At 63.0% G+C, this 18057-nt stretch carries 16 protein-coding genes; 9 read left to right on the forward strand and 7 right to left on the reverse strand.

Translation table 11 applies throughout. The features are described 5' to 3' along the window. Window positions 1–122 precede the first annotated feature (122 nt). Together ABF990_RS06280 and ABF990_RS06285 are read left to right on the forward strand one after the other, a co-directional pair. Window positions 123–452 (forward strand): metal-sensitive transcriptional regulator, encoded by a 330-nt coding sequence (locus ABF990_RS06280; RefSeq protein WP_415492025.1) that lies wholly within the window; start codon window positions 123–125, stop codon window positions 450–452. A gap of 488 nt (window positions 453–940) precedes the next feature. Further along, window positions 941–1432 carry an AraC family transcriptional regulator gene (locus tag ABF990_RS06285; RefSeq protein WP_415500205.1) on the forward strand — a complete coding sequence of 164 codons (492 nt, stop codon included), beginning with the start codon at window positions 941–943 and terminating at the stop codon, window positions 1430–1432. Window positions 1433–1476: 44 nt separating this feature from the next. Here the strand turns inward: ABF990_RS06285 and ABF990_RS06290 are convergent, their stop codons facing one another. Continuing rightward, entirely contained in the window at window positions 1477–2523 is a 1047-nt protein-coding gene (locus ABF990_RS06290) for an aldo/keto reductase (protein ID WP_415492023.1), read from the reverse strand. A 270-nt stretch (window positions 2524–2793) separates the two neighbouring features. Between ABF990_RS06290 and ABF990_RS06295 the strand changes: the two genes are divergently transcribed. Both ABF990_RS06295 and ABF990_RS06300 read left to right on the forward strand, forming a co-directional pair. After that, a complete protein-coding gene (locus ABF990_RS06295; RefSeq protein WP_415500204.1) occupies window positions 2794–3933 on the forward strand; it encodes a PQQ-dependent sugar dehydrogenase in 1140 nt (379 codons plus the stop codon). Between the two features lie 318 nt (window positions 3934–4251). Beyond that, complete coding sequence (locus tag ABF990_RS06300) at window positions 4252–5214, forward strand: DMT family transporter (protein ID WP_415492021.1); 963 nt, start codon at window positions 4252–4254, stop codon at window positions 5212–5214. A gap of 248 nt (window positions 5215–5462) precedes the next feature. Here ABF990_RS06300 and ABF990_RS06305 read toward each other — a convergent pair whose 3' ends face one another. From ABF990_RS06305 to miaA, 5 genes are all read right to left on the reverse strand, one after another. Then, on the reverse strand, window positions 5463–6887 hold the full coding sequence (locus tag ABF990_RS06305) for a DUF2252 domain-containing protein (RefSeq protein ID WP_415500202.1): 1425 nt from the start codon (window positions 6885–6887) through the stop codon (window positions 5463–5465). A 412-nt stretch (window positions 6888–7299) separates the two neighbouring features. Continuing rightward, window positions 7300–8319, reverse strand: a complete 1020-nt coding sequence (gene ilvC, locus ABF990_RS06310; protein WP_415492031.1) for a ketol-acid reductoisomerase — start codon at window positions 8317–8319, stop codon at window positions 7300–7302. 60 nt (window positions 8320–8379) lie between these two features. Next, entirely contained in the window at window positions 8380–8898 is a 519-nt protein-coding gene (gene ilvN, locus ABF990_RS06315; RefSeq protein ID WP_415492017.1) for an acetolactate synthase small subunit, read from the reverse strand. A 69-nt stretch (window positions 8899–8967) separates the two neighbouring features. Next, window positions 8968–10782, reverse strand: a complete 1815-nt coding sequence (ilvB, locus tag ABF990_RS06320) for a biosynthetic-type acetolactate synthase large subunit (protein WP_415492016.1) — start codon at window positions 10780–10782, stop codon at window positions 8968–8970. A 61-nt stretch (window positions 10783–10843) separates the two neighbouring features. Next, complete coding sequence (gene miaA / locus ABF990_RS06325) at window positions 10844–12043, reverse strand: tRNA (adenosine(37)-N6)-dimethylallyltransferase MiaA (protein ID WP_415492015.1); 1200 nt, start codon at window positions 12041–12043, stop codon at window positions 10844–10846. 30 nt (window positions 12044–12073) lie between these two features. Between miaA and serB the strand changes: the two genes are divergently transcribed. From serB to ABF990_RS06340, 3 genes are all read left to right on the forward strand, one after another. After that, on the forward strand, window positions 12074–12967 hold the full coding sequence (serB, locus tag ABF990_RS06330; RefSeq protein WP_415492013.1) for a phosphoserine phosphatase SerB: 894 nt from the start codon (window positions 12074–12076) through the stop codon (window positions 12965–12967). 52 nt (window positions 12968–13019) lie between these two features. After that, complete coding sequence (locus ABF990_RS06335; RefSeq protein ID WP_415492011.1) at window positions 13020–13214, forward strand: hypothetical protein; 195 nt, start codon at window positions 13020–13022, stop codon at window positions 13212–13214. Between the two features lie 307 nt (window positions 13215–13521). Next, window positions 13522–13968, forward strand: coding sequence for a DoxX family protein (locus tag ABF990_RS06340; protein ID WP_415492010.1), 447 nt, complete (start codon window positions 13522–13524; stop codon window positions 13966–13968). A gap of 21 nt (window positions 13969–13989) precedes the next feature. Here the strand turns inward: ABF990_RS06340 and ABF990_RS06345 are convergent, their stop codons facing one another. Continuing rightward, window positions 13990–15039, reverse strand: a complete 1050-nt coding sequence (locus ABF990_RS06345) for a mitochondrial fission ELM1 family protein (RefSeq protein ID WP_415492009.1) — start codon at window positions 15037–15039, stop codon at window positions 13990–13992. 129 nt (window positions 15040–15168) lie between these two features. On the opposite strand from ABF990_RS06345, the gene ABF990_RS06350 reads away from it, so the two are divergent. Further along, a complete protein-coding gene (locus ABF990_RS06350; protein WP_415492008.1) occupies window positions 15169–16461 on the forward strand; it encodes a DEAD/DEAH box helicase in 1293 nt (430 codons plus the stop codon). A gap of 218 nt (window positions 16462–16679) precedes the next feature. Further along, the gene (locus ABF990_RS06355) at window positions 16680–17747 is read left to right on the forward strand and encodes a succinylglutamate desuccinylase/aspartoacylase family protein (protein ID WP_415500201.1); all 1068 of its coding nucleotides are present in this window, start codon (window positions 16680–16682) and stop codon (window positions 17745–17747) included. Window positions 17748–18057: the final 310 nt, after the last annotated feature.

Here is an 18057-nt window from a genome sequence, read left to right on the forward strand (position 1 = left end):
CTGCCCCCTGCCGACGCTGTTAAAGTTTTTTGACATGGCAGGTTTTGCGCAGGCCCTGCTTTGTCAGGCAGGGGTATTGCCTCTACAACAGAGCAGACACCGCAAAACGAAGGCGTAGCGCCATGCCGACCGACAAACCCGGATGCGAAGCCTGCTCACCTGCCGGCCAGACGAGCGGGCGGCACGTGATCCAGCCTGACAAGACAGCCCTGATCAACCGCCTGCGCCGGATCGAGGGGCAGATCGGCGGCGTTACCGCCATGGTGCGCGAGGACCGCTACTGTGTGGATATCCTAACCCAGCTTTCCGCCGTGCGCTCAGCGATTGATGCGGTCAGCATCCGTATTCTCGAAACACACGCCAAAGGCTGCGTGCGCGAAGCGGTTCAGGACCATGATGGTGATGACACGATCGAGGAACTGATGGGCGTGATCAGAAAAATGATCCGCTAGCACGTCAGGGCTCAGATATACGCGGCCTGCTGCGCAGGAGGCTGACCTGTATTGAGGTGGGGCCGGGTGCTCCTTCCCCCATCCGCTTTGTCTTTACGCCTCCTGCGCACCGGCCCGCGCGGGCAGGGCACGGGCAGCGCCGGACAGCCCGGAGCGCCATCCTGCATCAGATGTTTCAAAGCCCGCGCCTTCCCCAGCCATGAGGCAGACCCCGCAGGGCCTGCCCCCGGGCAAGGATTACCCTGTTGCGGATGTCTTGCCCTTTGACAGCCAGTCTCTGCGACCGCCAATATCTACACCCATCGGTATCTGCTACCGTGATAACCTGCCTGAACGCGCGGCTTATTGCCGGGGCAGAATTTTCTGCGCCGCGAATACGCGGGCGGGCTGCCCGCCGCCGGGCCTGCAAAAATTCACGGCGTGGCACTGCATGACGGACTGACTGCCCTGCAATTGCCGGGCCTGCCAACCCGCATGAAGGAAGGTACATGGACAGGACCTATACGCCAGCCGACGTGACGGTGCGCGATATCGACCCCATACCCGTTACCATCATGGAGCACAGGGGCGATCCGGCCCTGATCGGGGGTACGGTCCAGCGTTTTATTGCCTGGCGCAAAGCCCATGGGCTGAACCCCGCCGCCAGCCGGACTTTCAACATTTTCTATTCCAACCCCCACACCACACCCCCGGCGCAATACCGGCTTGGCCTGTGTGTCGGCACGGATACGGCACCCGGCCCGTTGGGCGAGGGCATGAGGCACGGCCATATTCCCGGCGGTCGGTACGCCGTGCTGCGCAGTGTGGGGGACGAGCACGCGCTGGACCGCGCGATTGTGTATCTCTGTCGGGACTGGCTGCCTGCCAGCGGCGAGCAGATGGAGCATGTTCCGCCGTTTTGCGAACGTGTCCGTTTTTTCCCGCACGTTCCGGCAAAGGACGCCGTGACGGATTTTTTCCTGCCGTTACAAAGCCGCTGATCAAAGCTGCGCCACCGTAAACGCCACGGTGGCGCAGCCTTGCCTTACGGTGCGGGGTTGGAATGCACCTGATGAATGGCGTTGATTTTCTCTTCCAGCTCCGGCGTGATGACAAGGTCGACCGAACCCAGAATGGTCTCAAGCTGGGCAAGACTGGTCGCCCCGATAATATTGGACGTCACAAACGGCCGCGATGTCACAAACGCTATGGCAAGCTGAACGGGATCGAGCCCTTCTGCCCGCGCAAGCGCCAGATAGGCCTCGATCGCGACATCCACCCCCGGTTTTTCGTAACGCTGCCCACGGTCGAACAGAGTGGTGCGGGCACCTGCGGGCCGCGCGCCGTTCAGGTATTTGCCGGTCAGGTAACCCTGCGCCAGCGGCGAATACGCCAAAAGCCCGACCCGTTCGCGCAGGGCCATTTCCGCAAGGCCGATCTCGAACGTGCGGTTGATCAGGTTATAGGCGTTCTGGATGGAGGCCACACGGGGCAGCCCGCTTCTGGATTCCGCCAGGAACCGGGACACGCCCCAGGCTGTCTCGTTCGACAGGCCGACATGGCGGATTTTGCCTTCAGCCACAAGGTCGCCCAGAACGGCCAGCGTTTCCTCGATCGGCACTTCATCCGCTTTGGTGATGTCGTCAAAAGTCGTGCCGCCTGCGCCGAACAGACCGATCTGGCGATCCGGCCAGTGGAGCTGGTACAGATCGATATAATCCGTGCCCAGCCGCCGCAGCGACCCTTCCAGCGCATAGCGGATCTGGCGTGGTGTCAGCCGGGCCTCTTCCCCGCCGGGGCGGAACCAGGGGGACGCGCTGCGCCCCACGACCTTGCTGGCAATAATCAGCCTGTCACGCCCGCCACGGGCCTTGAGCCAACTGCCGATAATGGTTTCCGTCGCCCCGTAGGTCTCGGCTTTTGGGGGAATGGCGTAAAGTTCGGCGGTGTCGATGAAATTGATGCCGCGTTCAAGCGCGAGATCAAGCTGGGCATGGCCTTCGGCTTCCGTGTTCTGCTGGCCGAACGTCATTGTGCCAAGGCAGATTTCACTGACCAGAAGACCAGTCCGTCCAAGTTCGCGTTGTTTCATGTAGGAGACCCGATTGAAAAAGGAGCGTTCAAAAACGAAGCGGCCATCATGGAAGCAACGGGCGGCATGTTCAAGATCACGCCCCGCCCTGTAGCCCGCGAACACGCCGGAATGACCTGAACGGCACGGGCCGGCACACCACCATGCCGGATACGTGTCACGGACATGCTAAACGCAGGGAGCGTGCTCCCGACCCGAAAGGCCGCAACCCGGCAATGCGCGTCAAGCCCCGGCGGCACACCTCAAACCCCGCGTAAAGGAGAATGAACAATGCGCCAACCATTCTTTCCACAGCGATCGGCCCTGCTTTTGCGGGGTGTCGCGGCCATGCTGGCTCTCTGTTGCGTGGCAGGGGCCGCACGGGCGCGCCCGCTCCCCAGCGTTCCACCCGGCTTTACCCTGAGCGTGCTGAGCGACCAGGTGCCCGGGGCGCGGGAAATCGCCCTGGGGCCACCCGGGCTGGCCTTTGTCGGCACGCTGGGGGAAGGTGTTGTTTACGCCGTATCATGGGATATCGCCCACCCCGAACAACCAGCCCGGGTGCGCACCATCGCCCGTGACCTCGATGCCCCGGCCGGGGTGGCGTTCCATGACGGCGATCTTTTTATTTCCGCCACCACCAGAATTGTGCGGCTGCGCGATATTGCCCACCATCTGGACACCCCGCCAGCCCCCGAGGTGGCGGCCGATCACCTGCCCTGGAAAGAAGGCGATCATGACTGGAAATTCATTGCGTTCGGGCCGGACGGCAAGCTGTATGTGCCCATTGGTGCGCCATGCAATATCTGCGCAACCGGGCATGACTTCGGCAAGCTGATGCGCATGAACGCCGACGGTACCCAGCGCGAGGATATTGCATTCGGGCTGCGCAACAGCGTGGGCCTGACCTGGCCTGTAGGGGCCACAAGCCCTTTCCCGCTTTACTTGACCGATAACGGCCGCGACTGGATGGGCGATGACAGGCCCAGCGACGAGTTGAACCGACTGGACCGCGCGGGGCAGGATTTCGGGTTCCCGCATTGTCACCAGGGCAATCTGCCGGACCCCGTATTTGGCGCGGGACAGTCCTGCGCGCAGTATACGCCGCCCATTTTCCTCCTTGGCCCGCATGTTGCAGCATTGGGGCTGAGATTTTACGAGGGCGACAGGCTGCCCGCCCCCCTGCGCGGCAGTCTGATCATAGCCGAGCACGGGTCGTGGAACAGTTCCACGCCTGTGGGGTACCGCGTGGTCGCGGTTGCGATGCGGGACGGCAAGGCGGTGGGCGAGACCGTGCTGCTCAACGGGCTGAGCGGGCGCACACCCCTGGCACGCCCGGCGGATGTCCAACCCCTGCCCGACGGTTCGGTCCTGATTTCCGATGACATGCACGGCCGGCTTTTCCGGCTCAGCTATAATCCGGGCAGGTAACGGCCCGAACAGGTGGTGGTTCGGACAGGTGGTGGCCCGACAGGGGCCGGGACAGGTAGCGGCCCTGCCGGTCGGTTCCGGCACGGCGCCCAGCGCCATAACACCCCGTGAATCCGCATGCGGGACGTGCCGAGTGTCCGCCGCCGCCATCGTGTCAGAACAGTGCTGATGCAGCATGACTGCATGGCAAACGGAATCCGCTTTCATTTGTCCCGCGTTTGCGCGTATGACCCCCGCAAGGACTGGCAACGGCTTTATGTTTGAACCGGATTACGCCCGCCGGTCTGCTCCTTTCTCCACTGACATGGCATTTTGGCGATGGACCCCAGGACTCTTCTTTCCGGCATGGCGCTGGCATTGGGGGCTTATGCCTCCTTTTCGATCAGCGACGCCTTTTCCAAGCTGCTGGCCGGGCAGATGGACCCGTTTGAAGTCGCGTTTTCGGGCGGGGTCTTCGGCTTTCTGATCCTGCCCTTTATCCGCAAACCGCATGAATCCTACCTGGACATCATTCGCCCGCGCAAAAAAGCCATGTGGGTGCTGCGCGCGGCCTGCGTGTTTGTGGCCACCGCCGCCAGTGTGGAAGCGTTCATGCTGCTATCCATGCCGGAAGCCCTGTCGCTGATGTTCCTGATGCCGCTATTCGTCACCATTCTCTCGGTCGTGCTGCTGAAGGAAAAGGTGACGCTCTGGGCCTGGCTTGCGGTCGTGCTGGGTTTTATCGGGGTGCTGATCGTCCTGCGCCCCGGCGTGCGGCCGCTCAACCTGGGGCATCTGTGCGCGCTTGTGGCGGCATTCGCCAATGCGGGCAGTGTGATCGCCTATCGCCTGGCCAGCGCCGAAAGCGTACGCCTGTCGCTGTTCGGGTCCAGCCTGATCGGCCCGCTTGTGGGCAATGGGCTGCTGATGGGGCTGCATGCGACGTGGCCCGCCACCATGACGGCATGGGCCTACCTGTTCGGCTACGGTTTTCTGGCGGCACTGGGACAACTGCTGATGATGCTGGCCACAGCCCGCGCCCCTGCCAACCGCGTGGCCCTGCCGCAATATACCCAGATGGTCTGGGGCGTGGTGCTGAGCTACGTGGTGTTCCACCAGCCGCTCGACGGCTGGACCTTCGTGGGCATTCTGGTCCTGACCGCATCGGGCATGCTGAACTGGATCCGCCAGCGTATCCGTTACGAACGCATGGCCATGAAAGAACGCCTCGAACGCAAAAAAGCCCGCAAGGCCGCCAAATGGCAGGCCAGCCAGGCCCAGAAAACCGGACTTTTACAGTAGCAGGGTCATGGTGGCGCGGCACAAGCCGGGCCACCGCCTTTCATGCCGGTCATGTGGCTCACTCTTCGCCACAAGAACCAGACGTATGAAACCACAGCCAGTCGGCAGGCGGTTCTGTGTGGTCCGTTCTGTCTCTACAGAACCTGATCGGCCTCATGCCCGGAACTTCAAAAAACAGGCCAGACCGGAACGCCGCTGACATAAACCCACCGTCGTCGGAAAAAGCAATGCCGCTCCATTGGCAACTCTCAGGCTGAGGCGAGTTCTCCGGCTTTGAGGGCGGCTATAAATTCTGCCCAGTCCGCATGCGTCTGTTTTGCGTAAGCAGAGGAAAAAGCACAGATAGCATCGGCAAAAGCCGCGCCGGTTCCAAGGTATCCACCGATTGTCACGACATCACCGGACCGGGCGTGGGCACGGGCCAGAGCCCGACCGCACAGGCGTGCGTAATCCTCCAGCCCCTGTTGCGCGAAATCCGAGCCAATGGCGGCGAGACGGGCATCTTTAAGGCGCCTGACATAGAACTGCCGCCCCTCACCGGAGAGATCTGGCACCGGCTTGGCTGCACCGGACTGCGGCGCGTCGCTATGTGTCCAGCCCAGAAACGAGTCCGACACCGCCTGCGTGATGCGCTGCCCGGTCACGACGCGTTCGCCCTGGTTATGGAAGCGGGAGGGCGCGGTAAATGGGGCAAGTACGGATTGCTGTGCTTCCTTGATCTGGAGCAGAAGCGTTTCACCATCGGCGGTGGAAAACAGGCCGATGGCACAGAACGTACCGACACTGCCAACCCCGACAACTTTGAACACGACATCGCGCAGACGGTAGCGGTCGAGCAGAATGGCACGTTCCGGCGGCTGGGTTGCGACGTAACGTGCGAAGGCGTGCCTGATCGTTTCTTCCTCGGCGGGCAGACGCATCACCAGCGGCGGGCGCTCACGCAGGGAGGGTGACTGACCGTCATCCGCGACAAGGCCGAAATGGTTGCGGGCACTCTCAAGGCGGCGGGCGAGCTGGGTTTCTACGCTCTCGCGCACCTTGCGGTCTTCAAACTGTGCGATGGCCGCCGTCAGGTCGATGCGACTGGTCCAGATTTCAAGCGGGTTCAGGCCCGCGAGCTGGCTGATCTGCCGGGCGTAGGTGCGAGCCATTTTTTCGGGAAGGGACCGGGCCATCTTTTCGGACAGACCTGCTTCCACGCCGGCAAGGACAAGGGAGGTACCCAGGCGCTTGACGTCCCATTCGAACGGGGCCGGTAGAGTTTCGTCGAAATCGTTGATATCGAAAACCGGAACCCCTTCGGGAGAGGCGTAGCTGCCGAAATTGGCAAGGTGGCAGTCGCCACAGGCCTGCACGGTCACGCCGGTGACGGGGGTATGGGCCAGATCCGCGGCCATGACGGCGGCGGCTCCCCGCAGAAACGCAAAGGGGGACGCCTTCATCCGCGCGTAACGCACGGGAAGCAGGTCGGCGATACGAGTTTTGCCCTGTGCCGCAAGAATGGCGACGGGACTGGCCCGGTTGGAGGCCGGTGTCCACTCCGCATGGCTGCTGCGGGCCACGGTTTTGCGCAGCAGAACACCCTTTGCATGGCGCTCAGCCCGGGTGGACAGACGAAAGCCCGCTTCCTGTGCGGGTGACAGCGCGGGGAGGGTTCTGGAACCTTGCATCATGGCACTATGGGCGTTCGGGCAGAGCGATACCAACTGCATTTTTGCCTAGCTCACCCGTGAATATGCAAGGGCCTGGCGGACCTCCACCAACGCGCTGCGGCGAGCAGGAGGGCAACGACCATCATCCTGCCCAGTCTTCCCGTCGGTCGGGAAGAGTAGCATCGCCCCGCTGGCAGCACGGGGCATAGACGTGTCAGTACTATGCCGCAAAACGACGTTTCCCTGCATTGCCCATCCGCACGAATTTACATGCTGGCTGGAGCAATCCATCATTTTTTAAATATAAATTTGCCGGGCCCAATATATCCATGCGGGCCATCACCGATCATTCCACATCATTTAAAAAGGGCCCTTCCCCGTCATGAGGAAGAGCCCTTTTTTGCGCTACTCAGCCCTTGCGGGTGAAAACGGCTTAGTTCTTAGTTTTGTCCACCAGACGGGACTTGGCGATCCAGGGCATCATGCCGCGCAGCTTTTCGCCAACCGCTTCGATCTGGTGAGCGTCGTTGCGGGCGCGGGTTGCCTTGAAGAACACGTTGCCGGACTGGTTTTCAACAACGAAGTTGCGCACGAAGGTGCCGTTCTGGATATCCGTAAGGATGTCCTTCATGGCCTTCTTGCTTTCCGCCGTGATCACGCGCGGGCCGGACACGTATTCACCATACTCCGCCGTGTTGGAGATGGAGTAGTTCATGTTGGCAATGCCGCCTTCGTAGATCAGGTCCACGATCAGCTTCATTTCGTGCAGGCATTCGAAATAGGCCATTTCCGGCGCGTAGCCGGCTTCGACCAGCGTTTCGAACCCGGCGCGGATCAACTCGACCAGACCGCCGCACAGAACAGCCTGTTCACCGAACAGGTCGGTTTCGACTTCTTCCTTGAAGCTGGTTTCGATCGTGCCCGCACGGCCACCACCGATGGCGGAGGCATAGGACAGGGCGATTTCAAGCGCCTTGCCGGACTTGTCCTGCGCAATGGCCACCAGGCAGGGCACGCCACCGCCACGCTGGTATTCGGAACGCACCGTGTGGCCGGGGCCCTTGGGGGCGATCAGGAACACGTCCAGGTCGGGGCGGGCTTCGATCAGGCGGAAATGGATGGACAGACCATGCGCGAACGCCAGAGCGGCACCCTGCTTGAGGTTCTTTTCCAGCGATTCCTTGTACAGCGTGCCCTGGCCTTCGTCCGGGGTCAGCACCATCACCACATCGGCCCAGGCGGCAGCCTTGTCGGGCGTCATGACGGTAAAGCCGGCATTGCGGGCCTTTTCAGCCGCCGTGGACCCTTCGCGCAGACCGATCACGACGTCCTTGACGCCGCTGTCCTTGAGGTTGTTGGCATGGGCGTGGCCCTGGCTGCCATAGCCGATGACCGCGACTTTTTTGGTCTTGATCAGGTTAACGTCGGCGTCACGATCATAATACACGCGCATAGCCATTCTTTCTTCTCCCTCCTGCCGGAGACACCCTCCGGCGTTGCTGTGTGCTATACTTCAGAAATTCTGAATTGTCTGCGGTCCCCGGCAGATGGAAGCCACGCCCGTGCGTGAAACCTCGACCAGCCCGAGCGGACGCATCAGATCGATGAAACTGTCCAGCTTGTCGGTCGAGCCGGTCAGTTCGAAAACGAAGGATGTGGCTGTCGTATCCACGGCTCTGGCCCGGAACGCCTCTGCAATGCGCAAGGCCTCGGTCCGGGGTTCGCCGGACGAGACCACCTTGACCAGCGCCATTTCACGCGCGACATGCGGGCCCTGGGCCGTCAGGTTCACCACGCGCGAGACCGGGACAAGGCGTTCGATCTGCACCTTGACCTGACCGATGGCCGAGGGTGTGCCCGTGGTTACGATATTGACCCGCGAGATCTCTCCCGCCTCGTCCACCGGGGCGACCGTCAAGCTCTGGATATTATAGCCACGCCCCGAGAACAGTTCGACAATACGCGCCAGGGCGCCGCTTTCATTGTCCACCAGAAGCGAGATCACGGCGGAACCGGAAATTTCGTGCTGCATAAACCAGAATTCCCCAAATCAGATCGGAATGAAGACCGCAGGTGGCGTCGTTTACCCCCCGCGTGGCGCTCAGACCAGCATCTGCCCTTCCTGGCTGATCTGCGCCCCGCTGTCTTCCTGTTCGGGGCCAAGGATCATTTCGTTATGCGCGGCCCCGGACGGGATCATGGGAAAGCAGTTTTCCCCTTCCGCAACACAGATATCCACCATCACCGGTCCGTCATGGGCCAGAGCTTCGCGAATGGTGTCGTCCAGTTCGTCCAGCCGGGTCACACGCAGGCCACGGGCATGGAAACTTTCCGCCAGTTTCACGAAATCCGGCAGCGCATCGCTATAACTTTCGGAATAACGCGAACCGTGCAGCAGTTCCTGCCACTGGCGGACCATGCCCATGTAATGGTTGTTGATGATGAAAATTTTCACCGGCAGGCGATACTGCGCGATAGTACCCAGTTCCTGAATGTTCATCAGGGTCGAGGCCTCACCCGCGATATCCATCACCAGATCGTCGGGATGGGCCACCTGCGCGCCAACGGCGGCGGGCAGACCATACCCCATGGTGCCCAGCCCGCCCGATGTCAGCCAGCGGTTGGGCTTGTCGAACTTGAAGAACTGGGCCGCCCACATCTGGTGCTGCCCGACCTCGGTAGAGACATACATGTCCCGTCCGGTCTCGCGCGCCAGTTCGAAAATCCGGCTGATCGCCTGCTGCGGCTTGATAACGGCGTCGGGTGCCGGGTCCTGCCTGAAACGCAGGCAGTCCAGGGCGCGCCAGCCCTCGATCTGGGCCCACCACGCACTCAGGTCAGCCCCATGCGCGTAGGCAGGCTGCTTCTGCCATTCCTCGATCATCATGGCGATGGTCTCGCCCACATCGCCCACGATCCCTTCATCCACATGCACGATCTTGTTGATCTGCGATGCGTCGATATCAACATGGATCTTAAACGAACCGGGAGAAAACGCATTGACGCGCCCTGTCACCCGGTCATCGAACCGGCTGCCGAGTGCGACCAGCACATCGCACCCATGGGTTGCCAGATTGGCCTCATACGTGCCGTGCATGCCCAGCATGCCCAGGAACTGGCTGTCCGTCGCCGGGTAGGCGCCCAGCCCCATCAGGGTCGAGGTTACGGGAAAGCCGGTCAGCCTGGCCAGTTCGCGCAGGGCCTCGCTTGCCTGCGGGCCGGAATTGATAATGCCGCCACCGATATAGAACAGCGGACGCTTGGCCGCTTTCAGGGCCGCCACGGCCCGCACGACCGCCGCACGGTCCGGGGTCGTGCGCACCTTGCCCGTACGCGGCGTAACCGCCTGCGCAGCTATATAAGGCGCATCCCCCACCGTGATGTTCTTGGGCAGGTCCACCAGAACCGGGCCGGGCCGACCGGACCGGGCAATGGCGAAGGCTTCATGCACCGCCGGAGCCAGATCCTCGGGCCTGCGCACCAGATAATTATATTTGGTCACCGGACGGGTAATGCCGGTTGTGTCGGCCTCCTGAAAGGCGTCGTTACCGATCAGGGCCGTGGGCACCTGCCCGGACAGGCACACCAGCGGGATGGAGTCCATCATCGCATCGAGCAGGCCGGTCACGGCATTGGTAGCACCAGGGCCGCTGGTCACCAGCACCACACCCACCTTGCCGGTGGACCGGGCATAGGCTTCCGCCGCATGCACGGCCGCCTGTTCATGCCGCACCAGCACATGGCGGATCTGGTTCTGGCGGAACAGGGCATCGTAAATGGGCAGGACAGCACCGCCGGGATAGCCGAAAATGACCTCGACCCCCTGCTCGACCAGAGCGCGCATAAGCACTTCCGCACCCGGAAGGGTCACAGTGGCCTGGGCAGCTGGTGCAGTCGGAGCGATGGTCGTTGTCATGGTGTCCTCTCTTCCCTGAGTTGGGAGCAGGGCGCATCTTTATGCCTTGTTACAATGGGCGTCAACCCCACTCAGAAATAAAAGAAACGATATTTTCGATATTTCTTTCCGAAAGTTGCGCAAAATCGGAAAAATTCGTGCCTGAAAAACACGCACCGATCGTGCAGGTCAGATTTTCGGCCGCAAGGTCATGATGGGCGAACCATGTGGCCTGGCGTTTGGTATATTGTCCGGTTGCCACAATGGCCCGCCGGGCGGCTTCCTCCCGCGTCAGGTCTCCTGCCAGCATGGCTGCCAGTTCGGGCACGCCATGGGCCCGCATGGCAGGCAATGCGGGGTCCAGCCGCCGGGCAACAAGGGCCTGCACCTCCTCCACCGCGCCGCCTGCCAGCATGGCCTCGAACCGGGCGGCTATGCGCGCGCGCAAAACGCCGCGCTCGGGCAGGAGACGGATAGCCGCAAAACGGCAAGGCGCGGGTGGCAGGCCCGGCTGCGCCTGCCACCACGCAAGACTGCGGCCCGTAGCCTGCCAGACCTCCCACGCGCGGGTGACACGCTGGGAATCCTCGGGTTTCAGGCGGGCTGCCATCTGCGGATCCAGCCCTGCCAGACGCGCATGCACTGCATGGGAGCCTTCACGCGCGACAAGATCGCGCGCCGCCGCACGGATCTCGTCCGGGCAGGGGGGAACCAGCGACAGGCCATGGGTAAGGGCACGCAGGTACAGTCCCGTGCCCCCGCACAGGATCGGCAGGCGGTTGTCCGCCCATGCGGCCTGCATGGCGGCCAGTGCCTGCTCGCGCCACCATGCGACGCTGCCCGTCTCGGATGCGGGTAAGACACCGTACAGACAATGCGGTACCTCGGCTTCATCCGCCGGGGTCGGGCGGGCGGTCAGCACCCGCAGGTCGCGGTAAACCTGCATGGAATCCGCATTGATAACGGTGCCGCCAACCTTGCGCGCCAGAACCATGGCAAGGGCGGACTTGCCCGAACAGGTGGGCCCGGCCACAATCAGGGCATGCGGGCAGGCCCGCTCGCCCTCCCGCCCACCATGCGGCAACGCTACGCTTGGCACCCTTCCCCCAGCGGCTGGCGGCCCGGCAGCATTGCCCCCGGCGAAAGCCTGCCCTGCCCCATGGGCGCCACCGGGCAGGCCGGTCGCAACCGCTACAACGGAGGCGCTGGTACCGGGAGGGCTATCGCTGCTGTCGACCGCACCGTCATGGCGGGCTGGCGTTGGGTGTTCTGCTTGCTTCATGGCCGTATTCCTGCCACACACCCACCTGCCATGACGAGCCTTGTTCTAACCCTTGTCGCCCGGCGTGAAGCGACGACCCTCACCCCCGCGACCATCGCCCTTGCCCGCGACGCCATAGGTGCGACGGGCGAGACCGTAACCCTGAGCGCTGGCGAAGCCGTCGACATACCGGCCGCCCCCACCGCACGGGACGCCCTGCCCGCGCTGCGCACCGCACTGGGCGCACAGGCCGTGGACGCGATTCTCACGCCCACGCAAAACCGACGCAAGACCCTGCTTGTCTCGGACATGGACAGCACCATCGTCGCCAACGAAACGCTGGACGATATCGGGGCCCATGCCGGGCTGGGCGAACAGATTGCCGCCATTACAACCCGCTCCATGAATGGCGAACTGGATTTTGCGGCCTCCCTGCGCGAACGCGTGGCGCTGCTGCGGGGCCTGCCGACATCGCTGCTGGAAAAAGCCTGGCGCGACGTGACACTCAACCCCGGCGCGGTCGAACTGGTACGCACCATGCGGGCCCACGGCGCGCGTACGGCACTGGTGTCGGGCGGGTTCACGTTCTTTACCGCCCGTGTGGCAGCCCTGTGCGGCTTTGATGAGAACCATGCCAACACACTCCTGACCGATACCGCAGGCACAACGCTGACAGGCCAGGCCGGCCAGCCCATTCTGGGGCCGGACACAAAGCTGCACCTGCTTGAAACCCTGGCCCATACGCATGCCTGCCCCCCTGCCGCCACCCTGGCCATAGGCGACGGCGCCAACGACCTGCCCATGCTGCGCAAGGCTGGTCTGGGGCTCGCGTTTCATGCCAAACCGGTGGTCAAGCGTGATATTGCAGCACAGATCAACCATACGTCCCTGCGCACTGCCCTGTTCGCGCAGGGCTACCCCGCGTCGGCTTTCGTTTCCGACTAGGGCGCAATAAAGCAACGGCCCGGCGCCGAACACGACGACAGAAAGGCAGACCATGCAGTTCGACCCGCGTGATATTTCCAACTACCCGATTGTCCGTATCATCTGCGCTGTTCTGGGCTGTGGTCTGGTCATATACTGCCTGACCTTTTATATCGCCCTGCCACAGGAAACGCCTGAACATGTCATGCGCCATATTGCCGCATTGATCGTAGGAACGCTGCTCCTGCTCGGCACCATCTGGGCCTGAACACGCCTGCAAAAAACGGCGACACATCCCGGATCGGCTGCGAATGGCCGTGACCGGACAAACCGCCTGCTTTCACGGCAAGAGCAGATTCAGGAAAACATCATATTCTTCAAGACTATTTTTAAAATTTCCGCAGTCCCGGCACAGGTAGCCGCGGCATCCTCATTAAAAGATAATAAATAGAAACAATACATTTCTATCGTTTCTGTTTATCGCAAACCACATTCTTCATATCGTGGGTGCATCGGCCCGGCACCATGGCCGGTGCCTGCACGTTGCACCCATGATATCGAAGGATCACGCACCCATGCTTACTCACCCCATCATGCGCGACTCAGCCTGGCGCAACTCCGTTCTGCTGGTCGCCCGCCTTGCCCTGTCCAGCCTGTTCCTTGTCATGGGCTGGGGCAAGCTGACCGATTATTCGGGGGCTATTGCGTATATGACGCAAACCGGAGCCCCCTTTCCGGCCCTGGCGGCACTTGTGGCGACAGGTGTGGAACTGGGCTTTGGCCTGGCTATTGCGCTGGGGGTTCTGGTCGAACCGCTGGCCATGGCGCTTGCCCTCTATACCGTCGTTACCGGGTTTATCGGGCACCATTTCTGGACCATGAGTGGCATGCTCCGCTACGACATGATGATCCATTTCTACAAGAACATCAGCGTGGCGGGCGGCCTGCTAGCCCTTGCAGCCGCAGGCCCCGGCCGCTACCAGCTGGCCATACCCCGCACGACCAAGCAGGGCATATCCTGATCCGTCGGGGCTCTTGCCCGGCTAGAACCCGAGCCTTCTGTGAATTTCCTCGACCAGTTCGGGCGTGTCGTCCAGTGGCCCGGTCTCCCACGGGTCGGGCAGGTGATCATGAACGTCGTTCAGCACCCGTACACGCCCGCTCAGTTCCAGTTCCTCGACAAAGCTGCTGATCCGGCGTGAACGGCCCGGTAGCGGGAAGACGGTGACCGGCGCATGGCCCGCCACCGCTTCGGACATCATGGACACGCTGTCTATGGTCACCACCAGATTATCGGCACAGGCAATCAGCCCGATATAGGGGTTTTCTCCGGTGCCGTCCCAGATCTGGCCGCCCACATCGCGCGTGCAGTCATCCAGCGCCTGCCGTGCGGCGGGGTCCGTCCGGCGCGAGGGGGTAATGACAAGGCTGCCACCCTGGTTCCGCACCGTTTGCGCCAGCACCTGCCCCAGCCTGCGGCCTTCGGCCTCACCGAACCGGAAACGGCCATTTGCCCCCCCCACCAGTGCGACGGTCAACGGGCGCGGCAGGTGTGCAAAGCGCGGTTCCCAGACCCTGCGGGCTTCGGTCAGGATTTCCGGCGTCAGCCCGTGAACGGCCGTGCGTCCCAGCAGCACGTTGGGGCCGCTGATATCGTCATGCCGACAGGCCACGATCAGATCGAAGCGCGACAGGCGCTGGCGCGGATTTTGCACCTGCACCACGGGCCGGCCCATATTCCGCAACGCGGCTCCTACAGCCCCACCCTTGCCGCCGACGCTGATCACCACATCGGATGCCGCAAGGGCAAGATTGCCCAGCAGGTCCTGCCCGTCCTGATCGCGCATGAAGGACTGCCCAAGCCAACGGGGGCCGCCAAGGGCCAGCCGCGCCATGCGGTCGGGCCGAACGGGGCAGAACACGCCGCGCCAGCCGGCCCGCTCCATCAGCCCCAGAGCCTGCGACCGCATACCGGCAAAATCCTCGCCCACCACAAAGGCATGGGGCGCAGCGCTCCCGGCCACATTGCCGGCCGTTCCGGCGGAATGCGGGTTTGCTTCTGTTTTCAGCTCGGCATAGTTTGCGCTCGTCATATGGCGCTGTCCCCTGCTACACCCTGCGCATGCGGGCAATCTGCGCGCCATGGCCTGCTGTCCTTGCTACCTGCGCAGGGGATATGCAAGGCATGTTTGAGCATTCCAGACCACAGATAAGGCGATACTATGTCCGGCGGCTTCCAGGATACGGGTCTTTCTCCCGCTTTATGCGCGCTGGCCACCCAGGCGGGCCTGACGGAACCCACCCCCATTCAGGCTGCCGCCATACCTGCCATTCTGGCCGGGCGGGATTTGCTGGCCACGGCCCCCACCGGCACGGGCAAGACAGCCGCCTATGCGCTCCCCCTTATCCAGAAACTGCTGGCCGCCCGCAAACCCCGCAGCGCCCTGGTGCTGCTGCCCACGCGTGACCTTGTGCTACAGACCGCAAAAGTGTTCCGCGCCTGCAGCGGGGCCGCCACAAAACCGGCCACCGCCCGCAGCACCGGCAAAAATGGCAATGCAGCCAAAAATGCGGAGGATACGCCCGGTCTGCTCCCTGTCATTCCCATTTTCGGGGGCGTGGACAAAGGAGACCAGACCGCAGCCCTTGACGCCATGCTGGACAGCCCCGCGGCCCGAACCGGCAGCCACGTCCTGATCGCAACCCCCGGCCGCCTGCTCGATCTGGTGCGCGCGGGGATCTGCAACCTGGACGACTGCACCCATCTGGTGCTGGACGAAGGGGACAGGCTGCTCTGCCCCGAATTTCTGGAAGAAACATCGGCCGTGCTCGATTTTCTGCCCAAGCCGCGACAGACGCTGGTATTTTCCGCCACCCGGCCCGACGAACACAAGACCCTGCTGGCAAGCCTGCTGCACAAGCCCGAAGATATCGTGGTCGAGCGCACGCCAGGGCAGCGCGGCCCCATCCGCCAGGGGGCGCTGTTCATCGACAGCACCCGCAAACCCGACTTCCTGAAAGCTTTTTTCCTCCGCGCCCCCAAAATGCGCAGCATCGTGTTTGTCCGCACCAAGGCCGAAGCGGACCAACTGGCCGCAATACTCAGGAAAGCGGGACTGGCGGCGGCCCCCCTGCATGCCGACCTGACACAGGACAAACGCACGAGCACGCTGGCCAGCTTTGCTTCTGGCCGGCTGTTCATTCTGGTGGCGACCGACGTGGCGGCACGCGGGCTGGATATTCCCTCGGTCAGCCAGGTTATCAATTACGACGTACCCGACCAGCCCGAAACCTATCTGCACCGGATTGGCCGCACAGGCCGGGCCAGCCAGAAAGGCTCGGCCCTGACATTATGCGCCGCCACCGAACGCGCGCGTCTGCGGCAGGTGGAAGTCGGGGTGGATGTCAAACTCCGGATTCTCAGCGAAAGCCAGGCCCTTCCGGCAGCAGCCCCGATCAAATCCGCGCCAAAAGCCAGCCGCCCCAAAACCGAACGGGCCGGGCGGGCCGACTGAACAGCCAGTTCCTGGGGTAAAACCGGGGCTGAACGCCCCGCTTGCCCCTGCCCTTGACCATGTCAGGCGCCCGGCCCACGGCACGCCATTATGGCGGGGGATTGCAGCATACGCCCAGCCGAACCATACTTTGGCGCGATGCAGCCCGGCTCCTTCCTTTCCCACCTGCCCTGCTGGACACATATGGCCCCGGCTCCGCCGCATGGTGCGGGCCGCCCATGACGTGTGCGTCCAAACGCCACACGCAAACGGACCACCGCGTCCGCTTTCGCACCCTGTCCGAAACCCTGCCCCCGCCTTTGCCCCCCCTGCCTGCTGGCATGCCGGAATTTGACCTGCCCGACCTTTCGCCCTGGCTGGAGGGAAACTGCGGAATCCGTGGCGTGCAGCATTTCGAAAGCGGCAAACCCGGCCCCCATGCCGTTATTACGGCGCTGATGCATGGCAACGAGCCGACAGGCGCTTATGCTCTGGCCCGCCTGCTGGCGGAACGCACCACGCCGCGCCACGGACGGTTGAGCCTGATTTTCCTCAACCTTGACGCCTACGCCATGTTCGACCCCACGCGCCCCATGCAGGCCCGTTTTGTGGACGAGGATCTGAACCGCCTGTGGCAGCCCGATCTGATCCGCTCGGCCCATGCCTCGGTCGAGATGCGCAGACTGCGCGAAGTACTGCCCGTCATAGAAACAGCCGACCTCCTGCTTGACCTGCACACCATGCCCTGGCCCGGACGCCCGCTTTTTCTGACCAATGCCGCGAGCAGGAACCAGACCCTGGCCCGCCTGCTGGCCGAGGCCGAAACCCATATTGCCACCCCCCACACACCTGCCGTGGTGCAGGATGACGGCCACCATGATGGCATGCGCCTGATCGATTACGGGCGGTTTGCAGCCCGGCGCGGACAGGCACGGGCCTGCCTGCTGGAAGCCGGGCAGCACTGGCAGGGCAGCGCCGCCGAACAGGCCCTGCTGACGGCACGGCTGTTCCTGACCCATGCAGGCCAGTGCGCGCTACCCCACAGCCACGCCCCCATTCCACCGGACGAACGCCCCGCCCCCCCGCCATCGGGTGTCGTGACGGACTGCGTCAAAGCCCTGACAGCGAAGTTCACCTTCATACGCCCGTTTCGGAGTGGCGATATCGTCGCCACGGCAGGCACGGTTATCGCCTTTGATGGGGCGGACGAAATCCGCACCCCATACGATGACTGCCTGCTGGTCATGCCCAATTTGCGCCCCAGGCGCGGCCATACGGCGGTCAGACTGGCCCGCCTGAGCGCCTGAGCGTGACCGCCCGTCCCCGGCACATGACGCGGCCAACAGTTCATGGCGGATTTTGCAGCCCGATGCGGCAAAAAGCAAAGCCGGACAAACAACCCGCATTGTCCGGCCTGCAAAAGCCAGCAGGCGGGGGCGGATCGGGTGCTGATTTTTTTTGCAAGCGCCTTTTAACGGTCTGGCAAGACTGTTCGGGTCATGGTGGCAACAAAAAAGGGTGCGGAGCCTTGCAGCCCCGCACCCCGTTTTCAGCCGATATGGCCCGATCTTAGCGTGTATAGATCGGGAATCTGGCGCAGAGTTCGCGCACGCGGGC

It is taken from the genome of Acetobacter sp. (genome assembly GCF_047723915.1).
GTDB lineage: Bacteria > Pseudomonadota > Alphaproteobacteria > Acetobacterales > Acetobacteraceae > Acetobacter.

Excerpts from the sequence above, each read along its gene's own strand:
- ABF990_RS06280 (WP_415492025.1), top strand. The coding sequence starts at position 123 with ATGCCGACCGACAAACCCGGATGCGAAGCCTGCTCACCTGCCGGCCAG.
- ABF990_RS06345 (WP_415492009.1), bottom strand. The coding sequence starts at position 15,039 with ATGACGAGCGCAAACTATGCCGAGCTGAAAACAGAAGCAAACCCGCAT.
- ABF990_RS06355 (WP_415500201.1), top strand. The coding sequence starts at position 16,680 with ATGACGTGTGCGTCCAAACGCCACACGCAAACGGACCACCGCGTCCGC.
- miaA (WP_415492015.1), bottom strand. The coding sequence starts at position 12,043 with ATGAAGCAAGCAGAACACCCAACGCCAGCCCGCCATGACGGTGCGGTC.
- ABF990_RS06340 (WP_415492010.1), top strand. The coding sequence starts at position 13,522 with ATGCTTACTCACCCCATCATGCGCGACTCAGCCTGGCGCAACTCCGTT.
- ABF990_RS06350 (WP_415492008.1), top strand. The coding sequence starts at position 15,169 with ATGTCCGGCGGCTTCCAGGATACGGGTCTTTCTCCCGCTTTATGCGCG.
- ABF990_RS06295 (WP_415500204.1), top strand. The coding sequence starts at position 2,794 with ATGCGCCAACCATTCTTTCCACAGCGATCGGCCCTGCTTTTGCGGGGT.
- ABF990_RS06305 (WP_415500202.1), bottom strand. The coding sequence starts at position 6,887 with ATGATGCAAGGTTCCAGAACCCTCCCCGCGCTGTCACCCGCACAGGAA.
- ilvC (WP_415492031.1), bottom strand. The coding sequence starts at position 8,319 with ATGCGCGTGTATTATGATCGTGACGCCGACGTTAACCTGATCAAGACC.
- ABF990_RS06285 (WP_415500205.1), top strand. The coding sequence starts at position 941 with ATGGACAGGACCTATACGCCAGCCGACGTGACGGTGCGCGATATCGAC.
- serB (WP_415492013.1), top strand. The coding sequence starts at position 12,074 with ATGACGAGCCTTGTTCTAACCCTTGTCGCCCGGCGTGAAGCGACGACC.
- ilvN (WP_415492017.1), bottom strand. The coding sequence starts at position 8,898 with ATGCAGCACGAAATTTCCGGTTCCGCCGTGATCTCGCTTCTGGTGGAC.
- ABF990_RS06300 (WP_415492021.1), top strand. The coding sequence starts at position 4,252 with ATGGACCCCAGGACTCTTCTTTCCGGCATGGCGCTGGCATTGGGGGCT.
- ABF990_RS06335 (WP_415492011.1), top strand. The coding sequence starts at position 13,020 with ATGCAGTTCGACCCGCGTGATATTTCCAACTACCCGATTGTCCGTATC.
- ABF990_RS06290 (WP_415492023.1), bottom strand. The coding sequence starts at position 2,523 with ATGAAACAACGCGAACTTGGACGGACTGGTCTTCTGGTCAGTGAAATC.
- ilvB (WP_415492016.1), bottom strand. The coding sequence starts at position 10,782 with ATGACAACGACCATCGCTCCGACTGCACCAGCTGCCCAGGCCACTGTG.